This is a genomic window from Rhizobium sp. CCGE 510 (assembly GCF_000292525.1).
Classification (GTDB): Bacteria; Pseudomonadota; Alphaproteobacteria; order Rhizobiales; family Rhizobiaceae; genus Rhizobium.
The window spans coordinates 26,669-50,467 of the sequence record NZ_AEYF01000023.1 but is presented as its reverse complement, the minus strand read 5'-3'; the positions used below and the strand labels follow the sequence as shown (position 1 = coordinate 50,467).

The following is a 23,799-nucleotide window of genomic DNA, read 5'->3' as shown; positions in this document are numbered from 1 at the left end:
GCGCGACGCCGGCAAACCGCCCTGAGGTGCCCCGAAGGGGCCTCGAAGGACGAGGTCGGCCACCGGTGTTGACGGGCAAGGAACGGCGGGAGCGTGTCCGTCGAGGCTACGCGCCTCGGGATGAGGGAGGTTGGAGGATGCCGCCGCTTCTTCATCTCCTTCAGTGCGTTACCGCCTCACCCCTCCAGCTCAACAATAGCGCAACCATAGCCCCCAAGATCCAGCCTCCCCGCGACCGCCTTGCCATCATCCAGCAGATCCCGCCCGGCCGGTACGCCGCCGATTGTCGCGGGCTGGTCGGTGTAGTTTTGCACGAAGAGCAGCCGCCGCTCCTCGTTCATCCGCATTGTTACCTCCACGCCCTCCGGCAGCCCGCCCACCAGCGGCTCCACTCCGGCCGGTGCAAACAGGCGTTCGGTGAGCGCTTCGGTCAGTTCAGGCGTGAGATAGGTGCCGACATAGACCACCTGCCCCTTGCCGACCTTGCGCGACGTCGCCATCGGCTGGCCTTCGGCATAGCGGTTCGACCAGGCGGCGATCACCTCGACGTCGGGCTCGACGGTGAGGTTTTCATAGAAATGGCCGGCGGCCAGTTCGCGGTTGCCGATCTTGAAGCGGCGCTGGCGGCGGTGGGATTCGGCCGGCTTGTTCGGCGGGATGACCAGGCCGCCGGAGCGCTCCATCACGTCGAACAGCCCGTTGGCGCCTGGCGCTGTGAGACGGCCGAAATCCTCGACGCGCACGCCGGTCAGCTTCGAAAGTGCTGCGCCCGGGGCGGTCTCGCGGATGACGTGGTTGTCTTCATTGCGGGTGCCGGTGCGGGCGCCGATGACGACGGTGCCGCCCGAGGCGGCGAAGGCTTCGAGCCTTGCCGTCCATTCGTCCTTCCACATCACCCAATGGGGGACATAGAAGAGCTTCAGCTTCGATAAATCGTCCTCGGGATGGATGAAGCCGCAGGCGATGCCGCGATCGTAGCAGTACTGATGCATAAGGATCGCATCGTCCTGCGGGCTCGGCAGGCCGATCGGATAGGTCTTGTGGGCTTCCTGGTTGTCGAAGTCGGAGCCGGCGATACCGACATCCATGCGCACATAGGTGCCGAGGATCTTCGGCTGCAGCGCGATCATCTCGGTGGCGAAGCGCTTCGCCTCATCGTAGCGGTGGCGGGCGCCATCGTCATGGTCGATAATGCCCATCCAGTAGATCTCGGCGCCGAAATGGGCCGGGCGCCAGCGGAAGAACATCAGGCCGTCGGCGCCATGAGCAACGGAGGATAGCGCCATGCGGCGGAGTTCCCCCGGTTCCGGCGTCAGCGTGCAGAAGCCCGGCTGGCTGCCGAAGCCCGATTGCTGCTCGGGCACGATGTAATTGCCGGAAAAGCCGCGGCAGATATCGAGGTGCAGCGCCTGCACCTTGGCGTGGTTTCCAAGCCGCTGGAACTCGTCATAGAGCATCGGATAGATGTCGTAACCGACGAAATCGAGATCCTTGCTGAACTGGCCGCGGAAATCGATATCCCGCAAGCCGCCGAGATTGTGGAAGACGAACCAGGAGTGTTTCACCGCCCGCAGGATCTCGACCTGGTCGTGCTGGAAGCGCGCCGTCGAGAAAGCGAGGAAGCGGTGGTAATCCTGCAGATGGCCGGGGCTTGGGAAGGTCGGGCCGAATTCGATCGGCAGCACCACCTGGTCAAATCCATCATAGGCAGTCGCCCAGAAATCGCCGCCCCAGGCCGTGTTGAGCTTGGCGATCTCGCCGTATTTATCGGCGAGGAACGCCTGGAATTCGCTGAGCGTCGCTTGGGAAAAGCTCTCCGGCATGCTGGTGTTCAGCTCATTGTCTGTCTGCCAGCCCACAACATGCGGAATGTCGCGATAGTGCTCGGCCATCGCCCTGGTGATGCGTTTGCTGTGCTCGCGAAAGACGGGGCTTGCCGTGTCGCAATGCTGGCGCGAGCCGTGGCTCATCGGCCGACCCTTGCCGTCGACCCGGAGAATCTCGGGATGTGCCACGGTCAGCCAGCGCGGCGGGGTCGCCGTCGGCGTGCACATGATCGTATCGATGCCGTAGCGGCCGAGCATTGATATGGCCCGGTCGAAAAGGTCGAAATCGAAAGTGCCGAGCTTCGGCTCGAGAATATGCCAGGCGAATTCCGCCATGCGGACGGTGTTAAAGCCGGCTTTGGCCATGCGCTCGGCGTCGCGTTCCCAATAGCTTTCATCGACATGCTCGGGATAATGCGGGGCGCCGACGAGAAAGCGGTCGGTCTTGACGGGGTTCCATACGGAGAGGGTCTTGTCGGACACGGGATAGTCTTTCCTTATCTGTCGAGAATGGTCTTGCGGGCGCTGATCGTGCGGCCGCCATCGGATGAAAAGAGATAGAGCTCGCGGGCATCGAGCTTCAGCGCCACCTTCTGCTCGGCGGCAAACGGCGCGACGTAACTCAGTTGCACCGTGATGTTGCCGGTGCCGCTCTCCGATGCGATCGTCCGCATATTGCCGGCGTCGACATAGAGGATGGTCTCACGGCCGAGATGCTCGACCAGCCGCACCTCACCCTCGATCGCCCCGCCCTGGCTGGCATCGGTGACCATCGATATCGTCTCCGGACGAATGCCGAGCGTCAGGCTGGCGCCTTTTGCAAGCGCCGTCGCCTGCGCCAGCTCCACCGTGACCGGCACTAGACCGGGCGCCGAAACGGTGACATCTCGGCCGGACACGTGGTCGACGGTGACGCCGAGGAAATTCATACGCGGCGCGCCGAGGAAGCCGGCGACGAAAAGATTGTCGGGATTGCGGTAAAGTTCCAGCGGCGAGCCGACCTGCTCGATAATCCCCTGATTGAGGACGACGATGCGGCTTGCCATGGTCATCGCCTCCACCTGGTCGTGGGTGACGTAGACCATGGTGGCGCCGAGTTCGGCATGCAGGCTGCTGAGTTCGACGCGCATCTGGGTTCTGAGTGCCGCATCGAGGTTCGACAACGGCTCGTCGAACAGGAAGACCTCCGGCGAGCGGGTGATCGCCCGGCCGATCGCCACGCGCTGGCGCTGGCCGCCGGATAGTTGCTTCGGCCGCTTGTCGAGCTGATCGGTGATCCGCAGGATCTTGGCGGCGCGCGCCACCGCCGCATCGATCTCGGCCTTCGGACGCTTGGCCATGCGCAGGCCGAATCCCATATTCTCCGCCACCGTCATATGCGGATAGAGCGCATAGGACTGGAAGACCATGGCGATGCCGCGATCCCCAGGCTCCTGTTTGCTGACATCGCGGCTGTTGATCAGGATTTGGCCCGACGAGATCGTCTCCAGGCCGGCGATCGACTTAAGAAGCGTGGACTTGCCGCAGCCGGAGGGTCCGACCATGACGATGAACTCGCCTTGCGTGACTGAAAGGTCGATGCCGCGCAGCGCATGATAGGCGCCGTAATTCTTGTTGATTTGTCGGAGTTCGAGACTGGTCATGTCTGGCTCTCTGCTGTTGAAACTGAAGACTGCCGATTGTTCATCCCTTCACCGCTCCCATGGTCAGACCGGCGATGAAGTGCCGCTGCATCAAGAAGAACATCACCACCGGCGGCACGGCGACGACGATCGTGCCCGCGGAAATCAGGTTCCAGGCGGAGACCCATTCGCCGCGCAGATTGGCAAGGCCTGCCGTCACCGGCTTGACGCTATCGCTGACGGTCAGCACCACGGCCCAGAAATAATCGTTCCAGATGAAGGTGAAGATCAGGATGGCAAGGGCAGCGAGTGCCGGCCGCACCAGCGGGATCGCCACATGCACCAGCGTCTGGAACGGAGAGGCGCCTTCGGCGCGGGCCGCCTGGAACAGCTCGTCCGGGAGGGCTGCGATAAAATTGCGCATGAACAGCGTCGCAAAGCCGGTCTGGAAGGCGACGTGGAAGATGATCAGCGCCGCCGTGGTGTCGATCAGGTCGAGCCGCACCATCAGGTCGCGCACCGGGATCATCATGATCTGGTGCGGCAGGAAATTGCCGCCGACGAACAGCGCGAAGATCAGCATGTTGCCGCGAAAGCGGTAGCGCGACAGCACGTAGCCGGCGAGCGTGGAGAGCGCCAGCACGCCGATCACCGAGGGGATGGTGATGATCAGGCTGTTGAGGAAATAGCGGGCCATCGGCGTCTGGGTGAACACCGCCGTGTAATTGTCGATCACGCCGATGCCGGTCGGCCATCCCCACAAATTGCCGCCCATGACATCCTCGGTCGAGCGGAACGAGGTGAGAATGATGGCAAACAGCGGGCAGAGCCAGAGCAGCAGCACGATGACGACGGTAAGCACATAGAGGCGGCGCTGCCAGACGGCGGCTTCCGGAATGGGACGAGGATACATCAGCCTCCCCTCTCTTCGGTACGGATGATGCGGGAGAGATACCAGACGATGAAGACGGCCATGATCACGAACAGCACGGAGGCGATCGCCGCGCCATAACCGAAGCGGTAGGAGAAGATCGACTGCTCGAACATCTGGTAGGCGAGAACCGAGGAGGAGCCGAACGGGCCGCCTGATGTCATCACCGACACCATGTCGAAGGAGCGGAGCGCCCCGACGACGGTGACGGCAATGGCGATGAAGGTGACCTGGGTCAGCTGCGGCAGCACGATGTGCCACAGCATGTTCCAGCCCCTCGCCCCGTCGACGCGCCCCGCGCCGATCAGCTCTTCGCTGAGATTGTTGAGGCCGGCGAGATAAAGCACCATGCAGAAGGTGACTTGCGGCCAGAGTGCGGCGATGACGATGGCGAAGGTGACGAAATGCTCGTCGGACAGAACCGCCGGCGCCGTCGCCCCGAATGCCTTGAAGATCAGCGCGAGCAGCCCGAACTCCGGCGTATAGACCCAAGTGAACACCACGCCGACGGTGACCGAGGCGAGCACCAGCGGAATGAAGAACAGCGACTTCAGGAAGCGCATGCCGCGGATCTTCTGGTTGACCAGCAGCGCGATGGCGAGCCCGATCGGCGGCGCAGCCATGAACATGATGAGCCAGATCAGGTTGTTCTTCAGCGACACATAGAATTGCGGATCGTTGTAGAGTTCGACGTAATTGCCGAAGCCGATCCACACCATCGGGCCGAAGCCGTCCCAATCGTGCAGGCTGATCCAGATACTGCGGACCGCCGACAGCAGGATGACGGTCGAAAACAGCACGATCGTCGGTGCGATAAGCAAAGTCGGGGTAAGCCACCAACGCTGGCGGCGCCATAATGTCTGCATCTTGAGAACCTTGGTTTACGACAAGAGCAAGCGTGAAGCCTGCCCCTCATCCGCCTGTCCGCGTCGGGCTGCCCCTCATCCGGCTGCCGCCACCTTCTCCCCGCCCGCGGGGCGAAGGGGACAAGCCGCGACCTCTCCGTCCCTCACCCACGCCTCGCAGGGCACGTCCCCTCTCCCCGTCAAAACGGGGAGAGGGTTAGGGTGAGGGGCAAGTCTCAGAGTACGTGCCAGCTCAGATCTTATAGATCCGCTTGCGCGTCCCCTCGAGGCGCGTGAGGATGGCCTTGCGGCGGTCGGGCTTGGCCATGAACTCCTGGAAGCCGACCAAACCTGCCTGCGCCATGTCGGGGTCGCTGTCGCGGTCGTAATATTGCGACGTACCCTGCACCGTTTTCATCGTCTCCACAGCGACGTTGACGAGGTCGTCCTTGCTCGGCGGCAGGTCGTTGCGCGGCGGCACGTTGCCGCCCGGCTCCAGATAGGCGGCCAGATTTTCCGGTCTGTAGAAATAGGCAAGGAATTCGCGCGCGCCCTGCTTATTCCTAGCCTTGGCGGGAATGTGGATCGAATTGACCGAGAATTCCTCGAAGTGGCCAACCTTGGGGTCGAGCACCGGGAAGGTTGCGTAAGCGAGCTGCGGCAGGTCCTCGGCCGTGAAGGCCGAGCGCAGGAAGGCGCCGAGGTTCATCATGCCGGCCTTCTTCTGCGCCAGAAGCGCCGCCGCCTCCTGCCAGCCGAAAGAGGTGTGGTTCGCCGTGAAGAACTCCTTGGAAATCATCGCTTCCCACTGGTCGAAGACCGGGGTCAGCGACGGGTCGAGATAGCTCATTTCGCCGTTCATCAGCGCCATGTGCTTGTCGAGGCCGCTGATGCGCAGGTTCATCTGGTCGAACCAGCCGGCCGCCGGCCACAATTCCTTGGTGCCCATCGCAACCGGCGTGATGCCGGCCGCCTTGCACTTTTCGCCATAGGCCATGAACTCTTCGGCCGTCGTCGGCACCGTCAGGCCATGCTCGGCAAACACGTCCTTGCGGTAGAACATGCCCCAGAGCGTACCGCCTGTTGGCAGGCCGTACTGCTTGCCGTTGTCAGTTACGGCATTTGCCGTCGCACCCAGCACGTCCTTGTAGTTTTCCTTCTCGAAAAGATCGGAAATATCGTCGAACAGGCCGCGCTTGACGAAGGCGCGCATGCGGTTTCCCGAAAACCAGGAGCAGACGTCAGGCGCGCCGGCGACGAGGTAATTGCGAATGGCGGTCTTATGGGCCTCATGGTCCATGTTGTTGATGACGACCTTCACACCGGCTTCCTTGCTGAAGCCCGAAGCAATCGCCCTTAGCGCGTCGAGTGCGGCACCATTGTTTTCGTCGGAGATCATCGTGACCTCCTGCGTCTGCGCGATCGCCGGGATCGGGAAGCTGCCGGTGACGGCTGCGGCGGAAACCAGGCCCGCGCCCTTCAGGAGGCGTCTGCGGGTGGTCGACGGAAATTGCTGCAAAAATGTCATTGAATTCCTCCCAGTTGATCGATCGACATCTCCCGACCGCCGCCTCCTCCATGAAACGACCGACCAGGCATTCAACACATGCGATCCACCCGCAATTCCAGCGATAATCCGCTTGGCTGAGTTGATCCGCGGCCGAACTTATGCATAGATCTTTTCGGGCCGCAATAATTAATTTACAAAATTAAGGAATGCATCGTGAAGTTAAAAGGCGACCAGACCACGGCGAGAGCCATGAACCGACGCCTCATTCTCAACCTTCTGAGGCGCGAAGGGCCGAGAAGCCGCGCCGACATCGCCACCGTCATCGGCTTGAGTCCGGCCGCCGTAACCTTCGTCGTTACCGACCTTCTGGAGGAAGGCATCGTCATCGAAGGCAAGACCGTGCCCGGCCTTACCGGCCGCCGCCCAATCCCGGTGGATATCAACTACGAACACGCGCTTGCCGTCGGCTTCAAACTTATGGTGGATTCGGTCGAGTGCGTGGCGACCGACCTTGCCACCAACCCGGTCGCAGCCATGCGGGTAAGCCTCGACGGCCACGACGCCGACACGGTCGCCGACCTGCTGGCGGCCACAGTGCCCGAACTGGTCAAGCTCGCCGGCCGGCCGGACGCCAGGCTCGCCGGCATCGGCATCTCCATGCCCGGTGTCATCAATCACGAGCAGACCGCCTGCGTGCGCAGCCACCGTTTCAGCTGGAACAATGTTCCCCTCGCCTCGCTGGTCGCGGCCCGCGTGCACGTGCCGGTCTGGCTCGAAGACGACACCAACGCCTATGCCATCGCCCAGCAGCTCTTCGGGCTCGGCCGCCAGCATCGCAACATGGCGGTGCTCGCCGTCGGCGTCGGCATCAGCTGCGCGCTCGTCATCGACGGCAAACTCTATCGCGGCGCCAATGGTGCTGCCGGCAAGTTCGGCCACACGCTTTTCGAGGAGAACGGCCGGCTCTGCGAATGCGGCAAGCGCGGCTGTCTAATGGCCTATCACTCCGAAATCTCGATGCTCCGGCGCTGGCGTGAGGCAACCGGCCGCGACGAACTCGGTCTTCCCGATCTCCGCAAGGCGCTTGCATCGGGCGACGCCGCCGCCCTCGCCCTCGTCGGAGATTCCGGCCGCGGTATCGGCACTGCCCTTGCAAATCTCGTCAACATCACCGACCCCGAAGTCATCGTCGCCGGCGGCGAAGCCGTCTCCCTCGGCGATGCTTTCCTGACGCCGCTGCGCGAAGCGCTGGCCGCCCGCACCTTCAGAACCGCGCCGCCGCTGCTGCCCGACTGGGAGGACAACTCCTGGGCCCGCGGGGCGGCCGCCCTGGTCACCCAGAAGATCTTCGACTTCGAGTCATCGGGCGGGGTAACGGATATTGCGACGCTGGGCGTCAGGGGTTCGACTTCGGCGGCTTGAGCGGCGGGAGATAGGCCGGATAAGTCATTCCGTGCAAGCCCCCCTCTGCCCTGCCGGGCATCTCCCCCACAGGTGGGGAGATCGGCTGGGCGTAAGGTCTTCGTAAAACAACAAACGTCACGAATACCGAAACGGTAGACGGGCGGGAAGGTTTAGCCACTTGCCAATCTCCCCACCTGTGGGGGAGATGGCCGGCAGGCCAGAGGGGGGCTGGGACGGGCACGACATAGGATAAAATCCCCTCAACAACCCCGAGCAACCCACCGCGGCCTAGATACATTCGCTTACAAAAATGCAGGTTTCCAGACACATCCCTGGTTCAATCATCGACTGAAATAGCAATGCGGCCGATGAGCCGGAAAGGTCAATTCAGGAAGGATGACACGATGAAAATAATCCAGGCTATGGCCCTCGCCCTCGCTCTCGGCGCCGCCACGGCAGCGCATGCGGAACAGCCGCTGCAACGCACCGATCTCGTCAGCAGCGATATCGACGTGCCCGGCCATGAGGCCGTTCAGGTGCGCGTCGACTTCGCTCCCGGCGTTCTCGCGCCAAAACACTCACATCCCGGCGAAGAGATCGCTTTCGTGCTCGACGGCACGCTGGAATATCAGCTCGAAGGCAGCGGGCCGGTGACGCTCAAGGCCGGCCAATCCCTGTTCATTCCATCGGGCGTGGTGCACTCGGCAAAGAACGTCGGCAACGGCAAGGCTTCGGAGCTGGCGACCTATATCGTGCGCAAGGGCGAGCCGCTGGTCGTGCCCGCCAAGTAGGCGGCATCAAAATTGGAGCGGGCGCAAGAAGCGCCGCGCCGCGTCGACTTTTAGCCCGCCCGCCCCGTTTCGGTTTAGCCTATTGCTGCTGCTGCCCCGGCGGCGGCGTGCCGATCTTTTCCAGCACCTTCTTGGCCAGGGCCGGGTCGCTCTGCGCGGCCGTCAGGATCGAGGAATATTCCTCGACAGAGATGCCGTTGGAGGCCTCGACGGTGTCGACCATCTGCTTCTTGGCTTCTTCCTGCAGCTTCTGCTTGCCAGCCTCGTCCTTCGTCGCGCCGATCTTTTCCGAATATTGCTGCCGGACCTTGTCGACCTGCAGATAGGCAACGGCAAAGGCCTCGAGTTTCTGATCGCTGACGGCGGTAGGCGCGCCGTTGCCTCCGGTCTGCGCCTGCATCGGCGCCTGGCCCTGTGCCGGCGGCTGCGCTTGTGCCGACGGCTGCTGTTGAGCCTGGGCCATTTCCACAGCGGATGCCGGGCTGAAAGCAAGCAGGCTGAAGACAGCAGCAGTCATCATTGCCAGGGATGTGTAACGAGTGATCATATTCGTTCCTTTTCACGTGCATGATTTGATTGGCAGCAAGCCGCCCCAGTCGATCGCTCAGCCGCTCAAGGGCTGGCGAGGTCGCGACGATGGAACCTCTAAGAGGGCACGGTGCGGCAGTAACGGGGCCATTTGCTGACGATTGAGCGGCGGCTTTGTGACCGTCGACATGCCGACCGGTGCGGCAATTCCGCTGCCGCTGAGCGTTTAGAATCCTCTCCTACCGCGCAAACCTGCGTGCACCCGCCACACACAGGATAACAGCGACCGTCACGGCAAGCATGGCCCAGGTGACCGGCTCGTGCAGCAGGGTGGCGGCGAGCGCCAGGCCGAAAAACGGCTGGAGCAGTTGCAGCTGACCGACGGCGGCGATGCCGCCTTGCGACAGGCCGCGGTACCAGAAGATGAAGCCGATCAGCATCGAAAACAGCGAGACATAGGCAAGACCGACGAGTGCCGGCGTTTCGATGCCAGCAAAGCTCGCCGGCCGATGGAAAAGCGCAACCGCGACCATAACCGGCAACGACAGCACCAGCGCCCAGGAAATCACCTGCCATCCGCCGAGCGTGCGCGAAAGCCTGCCGCCTTCGGCATAACCGAGTCCGCAGACGACGATCGCCGCCAGCATCAGCAAGTCACCGACCGGCGACGCGGTCAGACCCTGCATCAATGCGAAACCCGCCACCAGCGCGCTGCCGAGAACCGAGAACAGCCAGAATGCCGGCTTCGGGCGTTCGCCGCCGCGGATCACGCCGAAGATCGCCGTCGACAGCGGCAGCAGGCCAATGAAGACGATCGAATGCGCCGACGTGACGTGCTGCAGGGCCAGCGCCGTCAGCAGGGGGAAACCGACCACGACGCCGAGCGCGACGACGGCAAGCGAGAGGATGTCGCGCCGGCCGGGCAGCTTCTCTCTGAAAGCAATCAGCAGGCCAAGGGCAAGAATGCCGGCAATCGCCGCGCGCGCCACGGTGAGGAAGACCGGGTCGAACTGCATCACCGCCACGCGCGTCGCCGGCAGCGATCCGCTGAAGATCACCACGCCGATAAAGCCATTGATCCACCCCGATGCCATGCGGTCCATCGCGCTCCACTCTTCCTTCCCGATGCATGTCCCGTTTCAGGCGACATGCATAAAAACAACGACCTAGGGCGCGTGACTTGAATCAACTTCATAGCGACGCCCTGCAGCCTTTATCAGCCAAGACGGATGGTCGGGACAGTGACAGTCTGATACGATTTAGACAAACTGTTATGATGCAGAAAGCAGTACGGATGGATGAAGAGATCGCGGGACGCACACGCGTCGAGATGGTCGTCGCGACGATCCGGCAGCGCATCGCCGCACGCAACCTGACGCCGGGCGCAAGGCTGCCCTCGGTCCGGGGGCTGGCAGCGACATTGAAGCTGTCGACCTCGACGGTCGTCGACGCTTATGAGCGTCTGGTCGCCGAAGGCGCGATCCTGGCACGGCCGGGCTCGGGGTTTTACGTTGCCAACCAGGCAGCCCCCTTTGCGCTTGCCGAAGTCGGGCCGAAGCTCGACCGCGCCGTCGATCCGTTCTGGATATCGCGGCAATCGCTGGAGGCGGATGAAACCGCCCTGAAGCCTGGCTGCGGCTGGCTGCCGCCCTCCTGGCTGCCCGGGGAAGGCGTGCGCCGCGGGCTCAGAACCCTTGCCCGCGCCGATGGGCCGGCGCTAGCCGAATACGGTTCGCCGCTCGGTTTGCCGCAACTGCGGCAGCTGATCTGCCGCCGTATGGGCGACCGGGGGATCGAAGCCTCCCCCGACCAGATCATGCTGGCCGATTCCGGCACCCAGGCAATCGATCTGCTCTGCCGTTTCCTGCTCGAACCCGGCGACACGGTGCTGGTCGACGACCCCTGCTATTTCAATTTCCACGCACTGCTGCGCGCCCATCGGGCAAAAATCGTCGGCGTGCCCTACACGCCGTCCGGTCCCGATATCGAGCGGTTTGCCCAAGTCGTCGCCGAGGAGCGGCCGCGGCTCTACATCACCAATTCCGGCATCCATAATCCGACAGGCGCAACGCTTTCGCCGGTGACGGCTCACCGGCTTCTGAAACTCGCCGATCAGTTCGACCTCACCATCATCGAGGACGATATCTTCGCCGATTTCGAGCATACGCCGGCGCCCCGCCTTGCCGCCTTCGACGGGCTCGAGCGGGTCATCCACATCGGCAGCTTTTCGAAAACCCTGTCGGCCTCGGCCCGTTGCGGCTTCGTCGCTGCGAAACCGGAATGGATCGACGGCCTGACCGACCTCAAGATCGCCACCTCCTTCGGCGGCGGCCGGTTGACGGCGGAGCTGGTGCTGAACGTCTTGAGCGACGGCAGCTATCGCAAACATTTGGAGACGCTAAGACAGCGGCTCTCCCGAACAATGAGCGAGGTCTCAATCCGACTGAAGGGCCTGGGGATAACGCCCTGGCTGGAGCCGCAGGCCGGAATGTTCCTCTGGTGCCGACTGCCCGATGGCGTCGATGCGGCTGATGTGGCGCGCGCCGCCCTGGAAAAGAGGATCGTTTTGGCCCCCGGCAACGCATTCAGCCTGTCGCAATCGGCAACGAATTTCATGCGGTTCAACGTATCGCAGACGCTGGATACGAGAGTGTTCGAGATGCTGGGGGATGTGTTGAAGAGGCAAGAAACGTCAGGCCGGGATTGAGCCGACACACTGCGGGCAACGGCTTGCGGCATCCGCGCTCACCTTTCACCAACCTCTCCTCCGTCATTCCTGTGCTTGTCACAGGAATCCAGTGCGCCCAAGTCCTTGGGCGCAAGAGACTCTTCTTCAAGTCGCGTTGAGTCATTCACGGCGCAGACGCGCCGTGGCTGGATTCCTGTGACAAGCACAGGAATGACGGAGGAGAGGGTTAGGCGCCAGTCGATGCCGGGCCAGGGCGTGCGGCACACCCTTCATCATCGCCCCGCCACTCCTCAAAACGACCGATTGACCGCCTTGTCGTTCTCCAGCCGCGTCACGCAACCTTCGAGCTTGGCGAGCAGCAGATCGAAGTCGAGCGGCTTCGTCAGATAGTCCGCCGCCCCGCCGCGCAGGCCGGCGAGCGTATTATCTCGATCGGTCAACGCCGTCAGCAGGATGAAGGGAATGTTGGAGAGCTCGGGGTGATTGATCTGAATTTCCGCCAGAAGCTGGTGCCCGTCCATGACCGGCATCGAAATATCGCTGATGACGATGTCGGGCCATTTCGACAGGATCATTTCCAGCCCTTCGGCGCCGTTCGAGGCCTCGAGCGTCTTATAGCCGGCTTCGCTCAACTCTTCGACCAGGAGGTTCCGGATCTCGACTTCATCTTCTATGCACAGGACTGTAACCATAAGCTTTTCCCTAAGCGGCGACGTGTTGATCCGGCAATAGAAACTCTATTGGCAGAAGAATGGTAAATGTTGTGCCCTTGCCGAGTTCGCTCGTCACCTCGACGGTACCGCCATGCAATTCGACGACCTGCTTGACGACGTTGAGGCCGATGCCGGTTCCGGCAATGCCCGTCGCACTGCGGGCGCGATAATAGGGTTGGAACAGCTTCGGCAGATCATCCGCATCCATGCCGATGCCGCTATCGGCAATAGCGATCTCTACCATCTTTTCCTCAACCCCAGCACGAACATAAATGTTCGGCGCGTTGGGCGAATATTTGACGGCGTTCGAAATCAAATTGGTGAAAACCTGTTCCATCGCGCTGCGGTCGAACGTCAACAGATCGGGCATCGATTCGACATCGAGGTGGAACACATGCGAGCGGCTGAGGTGGCGCTGTCTGTCGCAGCAGGCGACGAGCAGCGCTTTCAGATCGCCGTCGCTCCGCTTCAGCGTGATCTGCCCGGTTTCGAGCCGGCCACTGGCGAGGATGCTCTCCATCAGATCGACCATGCGCACCACCGCGCTGCGGATCACGCCCGCCTTTTCGTGAACGTAATCGCCGCTGACATTGGTGGTCGAGCGGCAGAGCCGCTGAGCGGCGGCATCGATGATTGCGAGCGGCGTGCGAAACTCGTGCGACGCCATGGCGACGAACTGGCGCTGGAGCGCATTGACCTGGCGTTCGTGCACCAGCAGCCGGTCCAGTTCCTCCCGCTGCCGTTCGATCTCGGCCGTTCGATCGGCCACCATTTCCTCCAGATGGCTACGGTGATGGGTGATCTCAGCTTGGCTGTCCAGCAGGGTTAGCGACGTTCGATGGAGACCGCGTCCGAGCCAGAACACGACAGCGATCAGCAGCGCCAGGCAGCCGAGCCCGGCCGGTGCGATCTGTTGAAGCAGCATGAATCCGGGCAGGATAGGCGACCATACAAGGTAACCGATCGTGCCGCCGTCATGGGACGAGACCGGCACCTCAGCCCGCCCGTCCTCACTTTTCGACGCGAAATGCAACCCTTCGAGACGCGCATAATGGGCGATGCTTTCGGCGGCTTTTCCGTCGATGAACTTGACCGAGACGGCAATGAACTCCTGGCCCGCTTCGACCTGCATCCTGGCTGAACTCGGCAGAATGGGACGCGCGCTGGCGATTGCAGGCCGATTACCGATCATGATCGTGCGAACCGTCGCCAGTTGACCAAGCGGGTTGGCGCTGGGCTTTGCGGTCTGGTCGACGAGAAGCGCGCGCACCTCTCCAGCGAGAGCGGTCATTTCCCGGCTGTCGTCGCTAGCGAGCCGCGGCGGCATGGCATCCGCTCCGTCGCGGAACGCGAACATCAAGCGATTGGTATCATCGAAGATATAGGTCCTGTCATGCCCAAAATACCGGCTCGTCCACAGGCCAACATTATCGAGCAGCCATTCATGGTTCCGCTGTTTGGCATAAACGAAGGCATCGTCCCATTTGGCAACGCTTTCCTGCTCCCGGGGGAGTGCTGCGATCTGCTCTGCCAATCCTTGGGCGACGAAGTCGGCTTGCCGGCGCAGCGAGATGTCATCGACCTTCACGGCGGCGAGCCACGCAAATCCGCACAGCAGAAAAGCCGCCGCGCAGGTGAGCGTCACCAAGACGAACGTAATGTGGGATGTTAGCCTGACCTTCAATACCTGCAACCTTTTGATGGCGCCCGCTGCCGAGAAATTGACACGCAAAGGTTGACGGACGGTGAATTATGCCCTCCCCTGATATTTGCGACATGTCTCCTGTCGGCATTCGCGATCTCGAAGGAGAAGCATGTGGACTCAGCAGCATCACCGGATACGTCACGCATCAGGATCGAACCGATCGCGGCCGCGCACGTCGACAGCTTTCACAACGCACTCGACGTGGTCGCGCGGGAGAAAAAATACTTGTCCATGCTGGAAGCAGCGCCGCTGCCGCAGATGCGCGAGTTCGTGATGGGCATGATTGCGAAAGGCAATCCGCAATTCGTTGCCACCGCTGAGGACCAAGTCGTCGGCTGGTGCGACATTAGAACAGGATGATTTTAGGCCGAATCGGCCTAAAATCTGAATCCTGTTCTACATTAAAGAGTTAGAGCATGATGTCGTCCGAAAACCGCGCACACTTTTCGGCATCATGCTCTAGCGGCATTTCTTCCCGTCGCACGCTCATCGGGGAAAGCTTGGAATGGGGATTATTCCGGCCTATCGGGGCAAGGGTCTCGGACGAAGGCTCATCGAGAGGACGCTGGGGGCGGCTCGAGAAACTGGTTTTATCAGGGTCGAACCATGTTTACGAAGACAATACCCGCGCGATAGCGCTTTATGAAAACTGGGGTTCGTGCGCGAAGGCATAATCCGGCGTGCCGCCTGCATTGACGGCCGATTCATCGATGCGATCGGCATGGCGCTTTTGTTCGATGAGGGTGGAGTGGATTTTGAGCAAATTGCGGGTACCGTTTAAGACGCCCCGCTCACCGCCGGCAGGCTTCTTTCGCCCGACGCCTGCCCCTATCGGGCAAAAGCCTCGAATGGATTATCGTGGGTCAGGCGCATCAGCGTCCGTTCGTCCACGCCCCGCCGTTTCAGCTCGGGCAGCAAGACCGTGGAAAGATGGGTATACGGTTTGGGAGTACCGCCCATCGGCAGCGCCGGATCGAACCAGCCACGGTCATGGCTCAACAACAGTCGATCGCCGCAGCCCGCCTCCAGCGCCTTGATTACCAGCTCGGCAACCTCCTTGTCCCCGGCCCGGCCGACATGGTCATACTCGATCCAGGCGCCTCGCTCGGCGACGGCGACGTTATAGCCGAAGTCCTTTTCTTCCTGCGTATGGATCGAGATGAACCGGTCGGCCCTGTAGCCCTCCGCCTCGATGACATCGAGCTGATCCATGACCACCCGTCCCCTGATCGTATGACTGCCGATGACGGCGTCGGTCTGCGCCGCCGCGCGCGCGGCTGCCCGCAGGATTTTCGTCTCCAGCGCCGTCATGCCGTCATCGCCGGCACTGAGCTTGATCCAGCCCGCCTGGAACCCGGTCTCGCCGATCTGCTCCGTCAGTTCGCGAAGCATCCACGCCTCGAGCTCCTTCTCGGAAGCATGGCGGACCCATTCGGGAATCCAGGGTTCACGGTAATTACCGGTGGGAACGACGATCGGAAAATTCGTCGCAAGCGATACGGCAAGATCGATATCGGCACGGCGTCCGACGCCGCCCGTCGAACATTCGACCAGTGCCGTCACCCCGAGTTTCTTGATCCGCTCGATTTCGGGAGCCATCAGCCGAACGACGTCTTCCGTCTTTGCTTCGGCATAACCGGGCTGGTCGGGCGTCCTGAGATCAACGAAGACGTGCTCATGCGGGAGGATCATCCCCAGTTCGGATTTGCTCCTGGGCCCAAGCGTTGTGCGCAGATGCTTCAAAGTCTTCTCCCCACGATCACACCGGCTTTGCGTGCAGCCCCGACCGAAACCGCGAAAGTAGATCGTGACGGCACGAAATCAATCGCCCACTCGATCGAGACGGCAAACTCGATCCTTGATGTCGCTTCCGACTTAGCATTGGCCTCGTTGGTGCAGCTTCAACGACTTTCCCACCTTTGCCGGTCTGCCGGTCGTTCGCATGGCTTAGGGGACCGGACTTCACTCCGATGGGCGCTCTACGGTGGCGCATCGCGCTCATCACCCTGGCGCGTGGCGCTCAGACCGGCCGGCGCACCGCGCGGATCTTGCCGCTGCCGCCACCGCCGCAGAAGAAGCAGTCGCCACCGCCGGATTCGAGGCCGGAGACACCGGTGCCTTCGGGCATATCAAGCCGTTCCAGCACCTCTCCGGTTTCGGGATCGATCCGCCTGACGTCGCTGTCGTCACCCTCCCAGGTGCCGTGCCAGAGCTGGCCGTCGACCCAGGTGACGCCTGTCACGACGCGGTTGGATTCGATGGTGCGCAGGATCTTGCCGGTCTCCGGGTCGATCTGATGGATCTTGCGGCCGCGGTGCTGGCCGACCCAGAGCGTGCCTTCGGCCCAGGCAAGCCCGGAATCGCCGCCATTGCCAGGCGCCGGAATGGTGGAAAGGACGCGGCCGGTCTTCGGGTCGATCTTGTGAATGACATCCTCGGCGATCTGATAGAGAAACTCGCCGTCGAAAGCCGTTCCGGCATGCGATGCGACCTCGATCGAGCGCACCACCTCGCCGCTTGCCGGATCGAGCGCGTTCAGACGGTCGCCCGAGGCAAACCAGACATGCTCGCCGTCGAAGGTGACACCATTGACGCGGTCGGCGCCGGGAAACGGTCCATATTCACGCAGGATATTCGCAGCCGATTTTTTCATCTCTTTTTCCCTGTCGTTCGGGCTTCCTTGAAACTCGGGCCATCCTAGTCGCTCGGCAGTGGTCCGGGGAGTAACAAGATCGTCGGGAAACCCGATAAGGGCGGGCTCATCCAGCGCCGTGCCCGCCCGCGCCCCAGCGATTGCACCTTGCCTTCCCCAGCCAGGCAATCCAGCGCCCGCTGCACGGTGCGGGGGCTCGCTCCGAGCGCTATCGCCAGCGCCGAGCTCGACCACGCCTCGCCGTCGGCCAGAAAGGCGAGCACCGCCCCATGCGACCCTTCGACGAGTGGCGCCAGCACGGCAATCTCCTGGCGGCCGCGCGGCGAAAGCGCAAAGCCGCGCTTCGTCGCCGAAACCTCCGCCAGTCCCCGCAGTTCGGCGCGCAGCCGGCCGATCTCGACCCGCAGCCGCGCGCGATGCGATTCATCGGCATGTTTGCCGCGGAAGGCACGGGCAATCAGCGTACCTCTTGCCACATCCGCCGGCCAGGCTTCGGCAAGTGCGCGGGCCAGCGCAAACAGCACCGGCCGCGTCGCCAAGGAGACGGCAGTGCCCGCGTTCCACACCACATGGCGGCAGGCATCGACGACGAGCGTACCGGAGGAAAGCAGCTCTTCCACCGCCGCAAGCAGCAGCGGACGCTCCTGCCCGCCCGACAGCAGCCGAGCCGCCGGCGTACCGAGCACCAAGACGGCGGCTTCGACCTCCGCCGTCAAAGCCGGGATATCGGCCGCGCGCGCCGCAAACCTTGCCCGGTCAAGCGCCGAACGCGCCGCCCCCGTCTGCAGGCGGCGGACGGCGATGCCAGCCGCCACCAGCTCGTGGGCAGCCCGCAGAGCCGGCGGCAGCGGCGTCGGATCGAGTGCGGCGAGCGAGCGCTCGGCCTCGTCGAGGCCGCCGATCAGCACCAGCCTGCGAATGGCAACATTACCCGCATGGGCGGCATTGACCCTGTCGCCATGCGCTTCCAGCACCTTGCGCGCCGCTTCCAGCGCCTTCGGCGGCCAGGTGAGATCGCGCGAGACGAGCGCGATCTCGGCCTCGGCGACCACGCAGCGCGCTCGCGCCACCGCCTCCCGCGGGCCGAAGGCGCGCGCCGCACTCTTCAGCAGCACCTTGGCGCGAACGAGATCGCCGAGCTGTGCCATCGCGATGCCGCGCAGCGCCAGTGCCGGCGCATCGTCGCGCAACGCCACCCGCTTCAGCGCGCCGAGCGCATCGCCTGTCGCCAGCGCCTGCGCCGCGGCCGTGATCAGCGAGTCCATTCAAATCCCGTCACACTTGTCACTCCCGCTATTCCCCTGCCCGGCCGTAATCTGCGTGACACCGGCAGGCAACCCCGAGCCGGATGCTACGACGACAGACAGGCAAAGGAGAAGACCCAAATGACGGCACAACTGAATGCAACACGCCGGCAATGGCTGGCAGCGAGACTAGACTTGCTCGAGGAGGAGAAGGAACTGACCAGGCAGAGCGACGCGCTGGCGCTCAAGCGCCAGCAATTGCCGCGTGGGGGGATCGATAAGGATTACCGCTTCGACACCGAAGACGGCAACGTCTCGCTGAAAGACCTTTTTGGCGGCCGTTCGCAGCTTCTCGTCTACCACTTCATGTTCGGGCCGGATTATACCGCCGGCTGCCCGTCCTGCTCCTCGATCGCCGACGGCTTCAACGGCTTCTTCGTCCATCTCGAAAACCACGATGTCGCCTTCACGGCGGTCTCGCGCGCGCCGCTCACGAAGCTTCAGGCATTCAAACAGCGCATGGGCTGGAGCTTCCCCTGGGCCTCGTCCTTCGGCAGCGATTTCAACGGCGATTTCAGCGTCTGGTTCAGCGCCGAAGATCAGCGCGACGGTGCTATAGAATACAACTATCGCCGCGAACCGCCTGCCCCCGAACCGCTCGCCGGCAAGACCGTGCAGGAATGGCAATCGTCTGGCAGCGAGGGACCGGTGGCCCAGATTGCTGCCATGACCGGTACCGATGTCCCCACCTACACCCGCGACCGGCCGGGAGTCAGCGCCTTCGAGCTTGTCGATGGCGCCGTCTATCACAGCTATTCCAGCTATGCCCGCGGGCTGGACGGGCTCTGGGGCATGTATCAATGGCTCGACCGCGCCCCGAAGGGCCGCAACGAAACCGGCATCTGGTGGCGCCATCATGACCGGTACGGCAAGGAGTAACGGCGATGCTGCTTTCGGCCCACCCCCCAAAAAGAGGCGACGGCAATGCTTCTCTCAACGCCGCCGAATGGCTCTCGCTGGCCGCCGCCGCAGACGGATCAGTTGCGAAGCCGAGCGGTGGCGTGGCTGGCCCAGGCGGCGGGATCGCCGCCCACGCCGCAGACTGGCTATCACTCGCCGCCGCCCCGACATTCGCGCTGATGGCGCTGCTGACGGCCGCGACCGGCAGCACCGACATGATCTGCACCACCACGCCGAATGCCTTCCCGATCGGTGGAATGGTGCCGATGTACCTGCTGATGAGCAGCTTCCACCTGATGCCCTGGCTGCGCCTCGCCGCCGGCCGGCGAGGCTTGAGCGGGCGGTGATGACGCCAAGCGCCACCACATCTCTCCTCCGTCATTCCTGTCCTCGGGCTTCGACCCGAGGGATGTCACGGGAAGGACGGAGATTAGGTGCCTTCACGGCAAATTTTCTGCTGACGGGTCATGACAGTGCGATACTGCTCCCACCGCCGTCGCCGGCTCTAGACCCTTGCCGACACGAACAAGTTCATGCCGCCCTCACCTCGATAAAATCGATCGGCCCGCCGGCAATCTCGTCGTCGAACACCGCACAGGAAAGCCTACCGCCGAAGACGCAGCCGCTGTCGATATTGGTGCGGTTCCCTATCGTCACCGGATTGGACAGCGACGGCGTATGGCCGTGCACCAGATGTTTGCCCCAATAGTCGCCGGATTCACCGGGCGGAAACCGGATCCATAGAAGGTCGTGCTCGCTCTGCTGCTCCAGTGGAAATTCCGGATCGACACCGGCATGGACGAAGATGCGATGCCGATCGAAATGCATGAGCGGACGATCGGCCGCCCATTGCAGATGCTGGGGCAAAACCCTGCCGCCAAACGAAATCTCGGTTTCAACTCCGCCATTGCCGAGCCACACGGCCCTGTCGTCGCTATCGGCATAGGCAGCGACCATCATGTCCTCATGATTGCCTTTCAGGCAGATCCAGCTCCACCGGTCGCACGGACCGGCAATGAGCCGGTCGAGGACACGTCTGCTGTCAGGCCCGCGATCGATATAGTCGCCAAGGAAGACGACCGTGCCTTCAGACGCATAGGCCTCGATCCGATCGATCAACCTGTTCAGCGGATCGATACAGCCATGGATATCGCCTATGGCGAAAGTGTAGCGCATATCTAACTTTTAGCGCTTGTCGGGGACGAGGTGAAGTCCGAGCACGCTGCCGGACCTTACCAGCCGCCGATGATACCGATCTGCTGACGAGTGCCGCCTCGCTCACCGTGCGACAGCTGACATGGGCAGCGCCGATGCGCCGTTCCACCAGTTCCGATTGTCTTCCGGGCCGAAACTGTGCGATGACGCATCAACCCCAGACACAACGGATCAAGGTGCGGCATCGGCATGAAGAAGATCGGTTTCCTCTCGTTCGGGCACTGGACGCCCTCGCCTCAATCGCAGACGCGCTCGGCCGGCGACGCGCTGCTGCAGTCGATCGACCTTGCCGTCGCGGCCGAGGAGCTCGGCGCCGACGGGGCCTATTTCCGGGTGCACCATTTTGCCCGCCAGCTGGCTGCACCCTTCCCGCTACTATCAGCCGTCGGCGCAAAAACCAGCCGGATCGAGATCGGCACCGCCGTCATCGACATGCGCTACGAGAACCCGCTTTATATGGCCGAGGATGCCAGTGCCGCCGACCTCATCGCCGGCGGCCGGCTGCAGCTTGGCATCAGCCGCGGCTCACCCGAGCAGGTGATCGATGGCTGGCGCCATTTCGGCTATGTCCCGCCCGAAGGCCAGAGCGAGGCTGACATGGCCCGCCATCACGCCGAAGTATTCCTCGAAGTGTTGCGCGGCGAAGGTTTTGCCAAGCCCAACCCGCGGCCGATGTTTCCGAACCCGCCAGGCCTCCTGCGCCTCGAGCCGCATTCGGAAGGCTTGCGCGAACGGATCTGGTGGGGCGCAAGCTCCAATGCCACAGCCGTCTGGGCGGCCAAGCTCGGCATGAACCTGCAGAGCTCGACGCTGAAGGACGACGAGACGGGAGAGCCGTTCCACGTCCAGCAGGCCGACCAGATCCGCGCCTACCGCGAGGCCTGGAAGGCAGCCGGCCACACGCGCCAGCCGCGCGTCTCGGTCAGCCGCAGCATCTTCGCACTGGTCGACGACCGTGATCGCGCCTATTTCGGCTACGGTAATGACGAGGACGACAAGATCGGTTTCATCGACGAGAAGACCCGGGCGATCTTCGGCCGCAGCTATGCCGCCGAACCCGATGCCCTGGTTAAGCAGCTCGCCGAGGATCAGGCGATCGCCGAGGCCGACACACTGCTGCTCACCGTCCCCAACCAGCTCGGCGTCGCCTACAACGCCCATGTCATCGAGGCGATCCTGACCCACGTCGCCCCGGCGCTTGGCTGGCGCTGACGCCTGCCATTCTCAAACCCGCAAATATCTCGCACGGAATTCGCGGGGACTGCAGCCTTCGCGCTCGTGAAAGATACGTGAAAAGTAAAACGGGTCGTCCAGGCCGACCATGACGGCCACCACTTCGATCTTTTCGTCGGTGGTTGCCAACAGCTGTTTGGCATGGTCCATGCGCACCCGGAGCTGGAATGCTTTGGGAGGCAGCCCGGTTTCAAGCGTGAGCCGCCGGCGCAGCGTCGCCGGCGACATACCATGCTCGGCGGCGAAGACAGCGAGATCGAGCGGTTGCATCGCCCGCTGCCGCAGCGTTTCGACGATGTCGGCCATATCAGGTCTTCCCTGGTGTCGATCGGCCCCTCCGCTTGCCTGTCTGGCGGCTGATATGACGATGTGATGCAGCATCAGTGCCGCCGACGCCTGCCCAAGGTTGGTATCGTCAAGCAGATCGGCATGAAGCTTGCCGAACAGCCGCGCCAGCTCATCGAGATGATGCAGGGCGACGGCAGGATGTCGCTCGGCAATCATCCTCAGCCTCACGAAGTCCCGCGTGAAGGATCCTTCGAAAAGCGCCCAGCGCTCATCCCAGCCGCCCTGATCGGGGCCATAGGAGTGCACCCGGTTGGGAAACAGCCAGAACAGAGCAGGCCCGGTCAGGCGGAGGCGGCCGCTGGAGGCGGTTTCCAACCAGCCCTGCCCGCGCTCCACCAGCACGACGGCGAAACTCGGAAGTTTACGGCCGCTCACCACATGGCGGGCGTGCTGCCTGCCGCTGCCGATGACCGCCAGTCCGCCGGCCGCGCCGAGCGGCGTTCTGTAGATGGCCTCGGTGTCTCTCATGATGAGCGAAAAGTCCAGCTACCAATTTTCTCTATGTCGGTTATCCCTGCAGATCAGCTAATTAGTGGTAAATCAACTTAAGCTGGGGAAGGCTGAAATGTCGAGTGCCGCCAGAGCCATGCAGAGCCGAATGCCGGAATTTCCTCTTACCGCCCACGGCAAGACCTTGGCCGCGGAGCGGACGGGCTGGCTCACGCCGACCGATCCGGCCATCGGCGTCGACGCCATCCGCCGCCGCTACCAGGACGATGGCTATGTCTGGCTGAAAGGGCTTCTGCGGCGGGCCGATATTATCGACTTCCGTGGCTGGGTCTTCGAACGCCTCGCTGCGACAGGACTGGTCGAGCCCGGCAGCAATTTTACGCTGGGGCTCGCTTCGGCCACCGGCGCCGACTGGAGCCTGGCGGACCGGCGCCTGATGTCACTCGTTCGCTCCGCCGCCTATGAAGGCTTCTGCACGCAACCGCCGCTCATCCGCTTCATGGATGATTTCCTGCAGGGCATTTCCTATCTGCACAAGCGCAAGATCATGCGTTTCACCCAGCCGGGATCGCCGACCGCGACGCCAGCTCACTACGATCTCGTCTATCTGCGCGGGGGCACCAGCCGCCTGGTGACGGCCTGGATCCCGATCGGCGATATCCCTGCCGAGATGGGCGGCCTGGTCTACCTCGAGGGCTCGCACGCGCTTGGAGTCAAGATGGAGGCCGAGTTCCAGGCCGCAAGCGGCGATCTTTCGCCTGAAGAGCGGATTAGCGCCTATAACAGCCACATGACGGAAGGTGGCTGGGTCTCGAAGGATCTCCCCGATATGGCGGAGCGCTTCCACACCCGCTGGCTCGCAGCCGATTATGAGGCTGGCGACGTTGTGCTCCACTCGCCCTACATGATCCACGCCTCGACCACCAACCAAGACCGCAGCCAACGGCTGCGCCTCTCCACCGACATCAGATATCAGAATGTCGATGACGAGATCGACGCCCGATGGAACAACCATTGGAGTCTCGGCGATATGCTCTAGCCAGGCTTCCCGCGTCCCGATCGGCCGAACTCCGCCGCGCCTCTAACACCAGAGTCGGATGTGCTTCAGCTCCATCTCACAATATCGGGCCGA

The 23,799-nt window shown here is 62.8% G+C and carries 21 protein-coding genes and 2 pseudogenes; 9 read left to right on the top strand and 14 right to left on the bottom strand.

The features are described from left to right. Positions 1-176: 176 nt before the first annotated feature. The 5 genes from RCCGE510_RS12830 to RCCGE510_RS12810 all read right to left on the bottom strand — a co-directional run bounded on the left by RCCGE510_RS12830 (position 177) and on the right by RCCGE510_RS12810 (position 6,752). Complete coding sequence (locus RCCGE510_RS12830) at positions 177-2,309, bottom strand: beta-galactosidase (protein WP_007630516.1); 2,133 nt, start codon at positions 2,307-2,309, stop codon at positions 177-179. Positions 2,310-2,323: 14 nt separating this feature from the next. Further along, positions 2,324-3,469: a sn-glycerol-3-phosphate ABC transporter ATP-binding protein UgpC gene (gene ugpC, locus RCCGE510_RS12825; protein WP_007630515.1), complete on the bottom strand. Its 1,146-nt coding sequence runs from the start codon at positions 3,467-3,469 to the stop codon at positions 2,324-2,326. A 40-nt stretch (positions 3,470-3,509) separates the two neighbouring features. Continuing rightward, positions 3,510-4,361, bottom strand: a complete 852-nt coding sequence (locus tag RCCGE510_RS12820; protein WP_007630514.1) for a carbohydrate ABC transporter permease — start codon at positions 4,359-4,361, stop codon at positions 3,510-3,512. Next, positions 4,361-5,245, bottom strand: coding sequence for a sugar ABC transporter permease (locus RCCGE510_RS12815; RefSeq protein WP_007630513.1), 885 nt, complete (start codon positions 5,243-5,245; stop codon positions 4,361-4,363). Before RCCGE510_RS12815 ends, RCCGE510_RS12820 begins: the two co-directional genes overlap by 1 nt. A gap of 232 nt (positions 5,246-5,477) precedes the next feature. Continuing rightward, on the bottom strand, positions 5,478-6,752 hold the full coding sequence (locus RCCGE510_RS12810; RefSeq protein WP_007630512.1) for an ABC transporter substrate-binding protein: 1,275 nt from the start codon (positions 6,750-6,752) through the stop codon (positions 5,478-5,480). 195 nt (positions 6,753-6,947) lie between these two features. Between RCCGE510_RS12810 and RCCGE510_RS12805 the strand changes: the two genes are divergently transcribed. Together RCCGE510_RS12805 and RCCGE510_RS12800 are read left to right on the top strand one after the other, a co-directional pair. Continuing rightward, positions 6,948-8,156 (top strand): ROK family protein, encoded by a 1,209-nt coding sequence (locus RCCGE510_RS12805; RefSeq protein WP_037078519.1) that lies wholly within the window; start codon positions 6,948-6,950, stop codon positions 8,154-8,156. Between the two features lie 386 nt (positions 8,157-8,542). Beyond that, positions 8,543-8,929, top strand: a complete 387-nt coding sequence (locus RCCGE510_RS12800) for a cupin domain-containing protein (protein ID WP_007630507.1) — start codon at positions 8,543-8,545, stop codon at positions 8,927-8,929. A gap of 79 nt (positions 8,930-9,008) precedes the next feature. On the opposite strand, the gene RCCGE510_RS12795 is transcribed toward RCCGE510_RS12800, so the two are convergent. Together RCCGE510_RS12795 and RCCGE510_RS12790 are read right to left on the bottom strand one after the other, a co-directional pair. Then, a complete protein-coding gene (locus RCCGE510_RS12795) occupies positions 9,009-9,476 on the bottom strand; it encodes a DUF4168 domain-containing protein (RefSeq protein WP_007630506.1) in 468 nt (155 codons plus the stop codon). Between the two features lie 220 nt (positions 9,477-9,696). Further along, entirely contained in the window at positions 9,697-10,560 is an 864-nt protein-coding gene (locus tag RCCGE510_RS12790) for a DMT family transporter (RefSeq protein ID WP_007630505.1), read from the bottom strand. Positions 10,561-10,730: 170 nt separating this feature from the next. On the opposite strand from RCCGE510_RS12790, the gene RCCGE510_RS12785 reads away from it, so the two are divergent. Beyond that, positions 10,731-12,164 (top strand): PLP-dependent aminotransferase family protein, encoded by a 1,434-nt coding sequence (locus RCCGE510_RS12785; RefSeq protein ID WP_037078516.1) that lies wholly within the window; start codon positions 10,731-10,733, stop codon positions 12,162-12,164. Between the two features lie 272 nt (positions 12,165-12,436). Here the strand turns inward: RCCGE510_RS12785 and RCCGE510_RS12780 are convergent, their stop codons facing one another. Continuing rightward, complete coding sequence (locus tag RCCGE510_RS12780; RefSeq protein WP_007630502.1) at positions 12,437-12,838, bottom strand: response regulator; 402 nt, start codon at positions 12,836-12,838, stop codon at positions 12,437-12,439. A gap of 10 nt (positions 12,839-12,848) precedes the next feature. Next, positions 12,849-14,591 carry an ATP-binding protein gene (locus RCCGE510_RS12775; RefSeq protein WP_052029483.1) on the bottom strand — a complete coding sequence of 581 codons (1,743 nt, stop codon included), beginning with the start codon at positions 14,589-14,591 and terminating at the stop codon, positions 12,849-12,851. 84 nt (positions 14,592-14,675) lie between these two features. Here RCCGE510_RS12775 and RCCGE510_RS12770 point away from each other — a divergent pair. Both RCCGE510_RS12770 and RCCGE510_RS12765 read left to right on the top strand, forming a co-directional pair. Further along, positions 14,676-14,912, top strand: a pseudogene (locus RCCGE510_RS12770) (GNAT family N-acetyltransferase); the annotation flags it as partial. A 115-nt stretch (positions 14,913-15,027) separates the two neighbouring features. Next, positions 15,028-15,345 (top strand): annotated as a pseudogene (locus RCCGE510_RS12765) (GNAT family N-acetyltransferase); the annotation flags it as partial. A 47-nt stretch (positions 15,346-15,392) separates the two neighbouring features. On the opposite strand, the gene RCCGE510_RS12760 reads toward RCCGE510_RS12765, so the two are convergent. From RCCGE510_RS12760 to RCCGE510_RS12750, 3 genes are all read right to left on the bottom strand, one after another. Next, entirely contained in the window at positions 15,393-16,307 is a 915-nt protein-coding gene (locus RCCGE510_RS12760; RefSeq protein WP_007630496.1) for an esterase, read from the bottom strand. A gap of 277 nt (positions 16,308-16,584) precedes the next feature. Further along, positions 16,585-17,217 (bottom strand): PQQ-binding-like beta-propeller repeat protein, encoded by a 633-nt coding sequence (locus tag RCCGE510_RS12755; RefSeq protein WP_007630495.1) that lies wholly within the window; start codon positions 17,215-17,217, stop codon positions 16,585-16,587. A gap of 44 nt (positions 17,218-17,261) precedes the next feature. Beyond that, positions 17,262-18,482: a hypothetical protein gene (locus RCCGE510_RS12750; RefSeq protein WP_007630494.1), complete on the bottom strand. Its 1,221-nt coding sequence runs from the start codon at positions 18,480-18,482 to the stop codon at positions 17,262-17,264. A gap of 120 nt (positions 18,483-18,602) precedes the next feature. Here RCCGE510_RS12750 and RCCGE510_RS12745 point away from each other — a divergent pair, with 120 nt between their 5' ends. Further along, the gene (locus tag RCCGE510_RS12745; RefSeq protein ID WP_007630493.1) at positions 18,603-19,400 is read left to right on the top strand and encodes a thioredoxin family protein; all 798 of its coding nucleotides are present in this window, start codon (positions 18,603-18,605) and stop codon (positions 19,398-19,400) included. 5 nt (positions 19,401-19,405) lie between these two features. After that, complete coding sequence (locus tag RCCGE510_RS12740; protein ID WP_007630491.1) at positions 19,406-19,768, top strand: hypothetical protein; 363 nt, start codon at positions 19,406-19,408, stop codon at positions 19,766-19,768. A 184-nt stretch (positions 19,769-19,952) separates the two neighbouring features. On the opposite strand, the gene RCCGE510_RS12735 is transcribed toward RCCGE510_RS12740, so the two are convergent. Further along, positions 19,953-20,597 carry a metallophosphoesterase family protein gene (locus RCCGE510_RS12735; RefSeq protein WP_007630487.1) on the bottom strand — a complete coding sequence of 215 codons (645 nt, stop codon included), beginning with the start codon at positions 20,595-20,597 and terminating at the stop codon, positions 19,953-19,955. Positions 20,598-20,825: 228 nt separating this feature from the next. Between RCCGE510_RS12735 and RCCGE510_RS12730 the strand changes: the two genes are divergently transcribed. Further along, entirely contained in the window at positions 20,826-21,848 is a 1,023-nt protein-coding gene (locus RCCGE510_RS12730) for an LLM class flavin-dependent oxidoreductase (RefSeq protein WP_007630486.1), read from the top strand. A 12-nt stretch (positions 21,849-21,860) separates the two neighbouring features. On the opposite strand, the gene RCCGE510_RS12725 is transcribed toward RCCGE510_RS12730, so the two are convergent. Next, a complete protein-coding gene (locus tag RCCGE510_RS12725; RefSeq protein WP_007630482.1) occupies positions 21,861-22,685 on the bottom strand; it encodes an AraC family transcriptional regulator in 825 nt (274 codons plus the stop codon). A 97-nt stretch (positions 22,686-22,782) separates the two neighbouring features. Here RCCGE510_RS12725 and RCCGE510_RS12720 point away from each other — a divergent pair, with 97 nt between their 5' ends. Beyond that, entirely contained in the window at positions 22,783-23,706 is a 924-nt protein-coding gene (locus tag RCCGE510_RS12720) for a phytanoyl-CoA dioxygenase family protein (protein ID WP_007630479.1), read from the top strand. The last annotated feature ends 93 nt before the right edge of the window (positions 23,707-23,799 follow it).

Excerpts from the sequence above, each read along its gene's own strand:
- RCCGE510_RS12790 (WP_007630505.1), bottom strand. The coding sequence starts at position 10,560 with ATGGACCGCATGGCATCGGGGTGGATCAATGGCTTTATCGGCGTGGTG.
- RCCGE510_RS12810 (WP_007630512.1), bottom strand. The coding sequence starts at position 6,752 with ATGACATTTTTGCAGCAATTTCCGTCGACCACCCGCAGACGCCTCCTG.
- RCCGE510_RS12740 (WP_007630491.1), top strand. The coding sequence starts at position 19,406 with ATGCTGCTTTCGGCCCACCCCCCAAAAAGAGGCGACGGCAATGCTTCT.
- ugpC (WP_007630515.1), bottom strand. The coding sequence starts at position 3,469 with ATGACCAGTCTCGAACTCCGACAAATCAACAAGAATTACGGCGCCTAT.
- RCCGE510_RS12725 (WP_007630482.1), bottom strand. The coding sequence starts at position 22,685 with ATGAGAGACACCGAGGCCATCTACAGAACGCCGCTCGGCGCGGCCGGC.
- RCCGE510_RS12785 (WP_037078516.1), top strand. The coding sequence starts at position 10,731 with ATGATGCAGAAAGCAGTACGGATGGATGAAGAGATCGCGGGACGCACA.
- RCCGE510_RS12820 (WP_007630514.1), bottom strand. The coding sequence starts at position 4,361 with ATGTATCCTCGTCCCATTCCGGAAGCCGCCGTCTGGCAGCGCCGCCTC.
- RCCGE510_RS12795 (WP_007630506.1), bottom strand. The coding sequence starts at position 9,476 with ATGATCACTCGTTACACATCCCTGGCAATGATGACTGCTGCTGTCTTC.
- RCCGE510_RS12800 (WP_007630507.1), top strand. The coding sequence starts at position 8,543 with ATGAAAATAATCCAGGCTATGGCCCTCGCCCTCGCTCTCGGCGCCGCC.
- RCCGE510_RS12720 (WP_007630479.1), top strand. The coding sequence starts at position 22,783 with ATGTCGAGTGCCGCCAGAGCCATGCAGAGCCGAATGCCGGAATTTCCT.
- RCCGE510_RS12755 (WP_007630495.1), bottom strand. The coding sequence starts at position 17,217 with ATGAAAAAATCGGCTGCGAATATCCTGCGTGAATATGGACCGTTTCCC.
- RCCGE510_RS12815 (WP_007630513.1), bottom strand. The coding sequence starts at position 5,245 with ATGCAGACATTATGGCGCCGCCAGCGTTGGTGGCTTACCCCGACTTTG.
- RCCGE510_RS12735 (WP_007630487.1), bottom strand. The coding sequence starts at position 20,597 with ATGCGCTACACTTTCGCCATAGGCGATATCCATGGCTGTATCGATCCG.
- RCCGE510_RS12730 (WP_007630486.1), top strand. The coding sequence starts at position 20,826 with ATGAAGAAGATCGGTTTCCTCTCGTTCGGGCACTGGACGCCCTCGCCT.
- RCCGE510_RS12750 (WP_007630494.1), bottom strand. The coding sequence starts at position 18,482 with ATGGACTCGCTGATCACGGCCGCGGCGCAGGCGCTGGCGACAGGCGAT.
- RCCGE510_RS12780 (WP_007630502.1), bottom strand. The coding sequence starts at position 12,838 with ATGGTTACAGTCCTGTGCATAGAAGATGAAGTCGAGATCCGGAACCTC.
- RCCGE510_RS12745 (WP_007630493.1), top strand. The coding sequence starts at position 18,603 with ATGACGGCACAACTGAATGCAACACGCCGGCAATGGCTGGCAGCGAGA.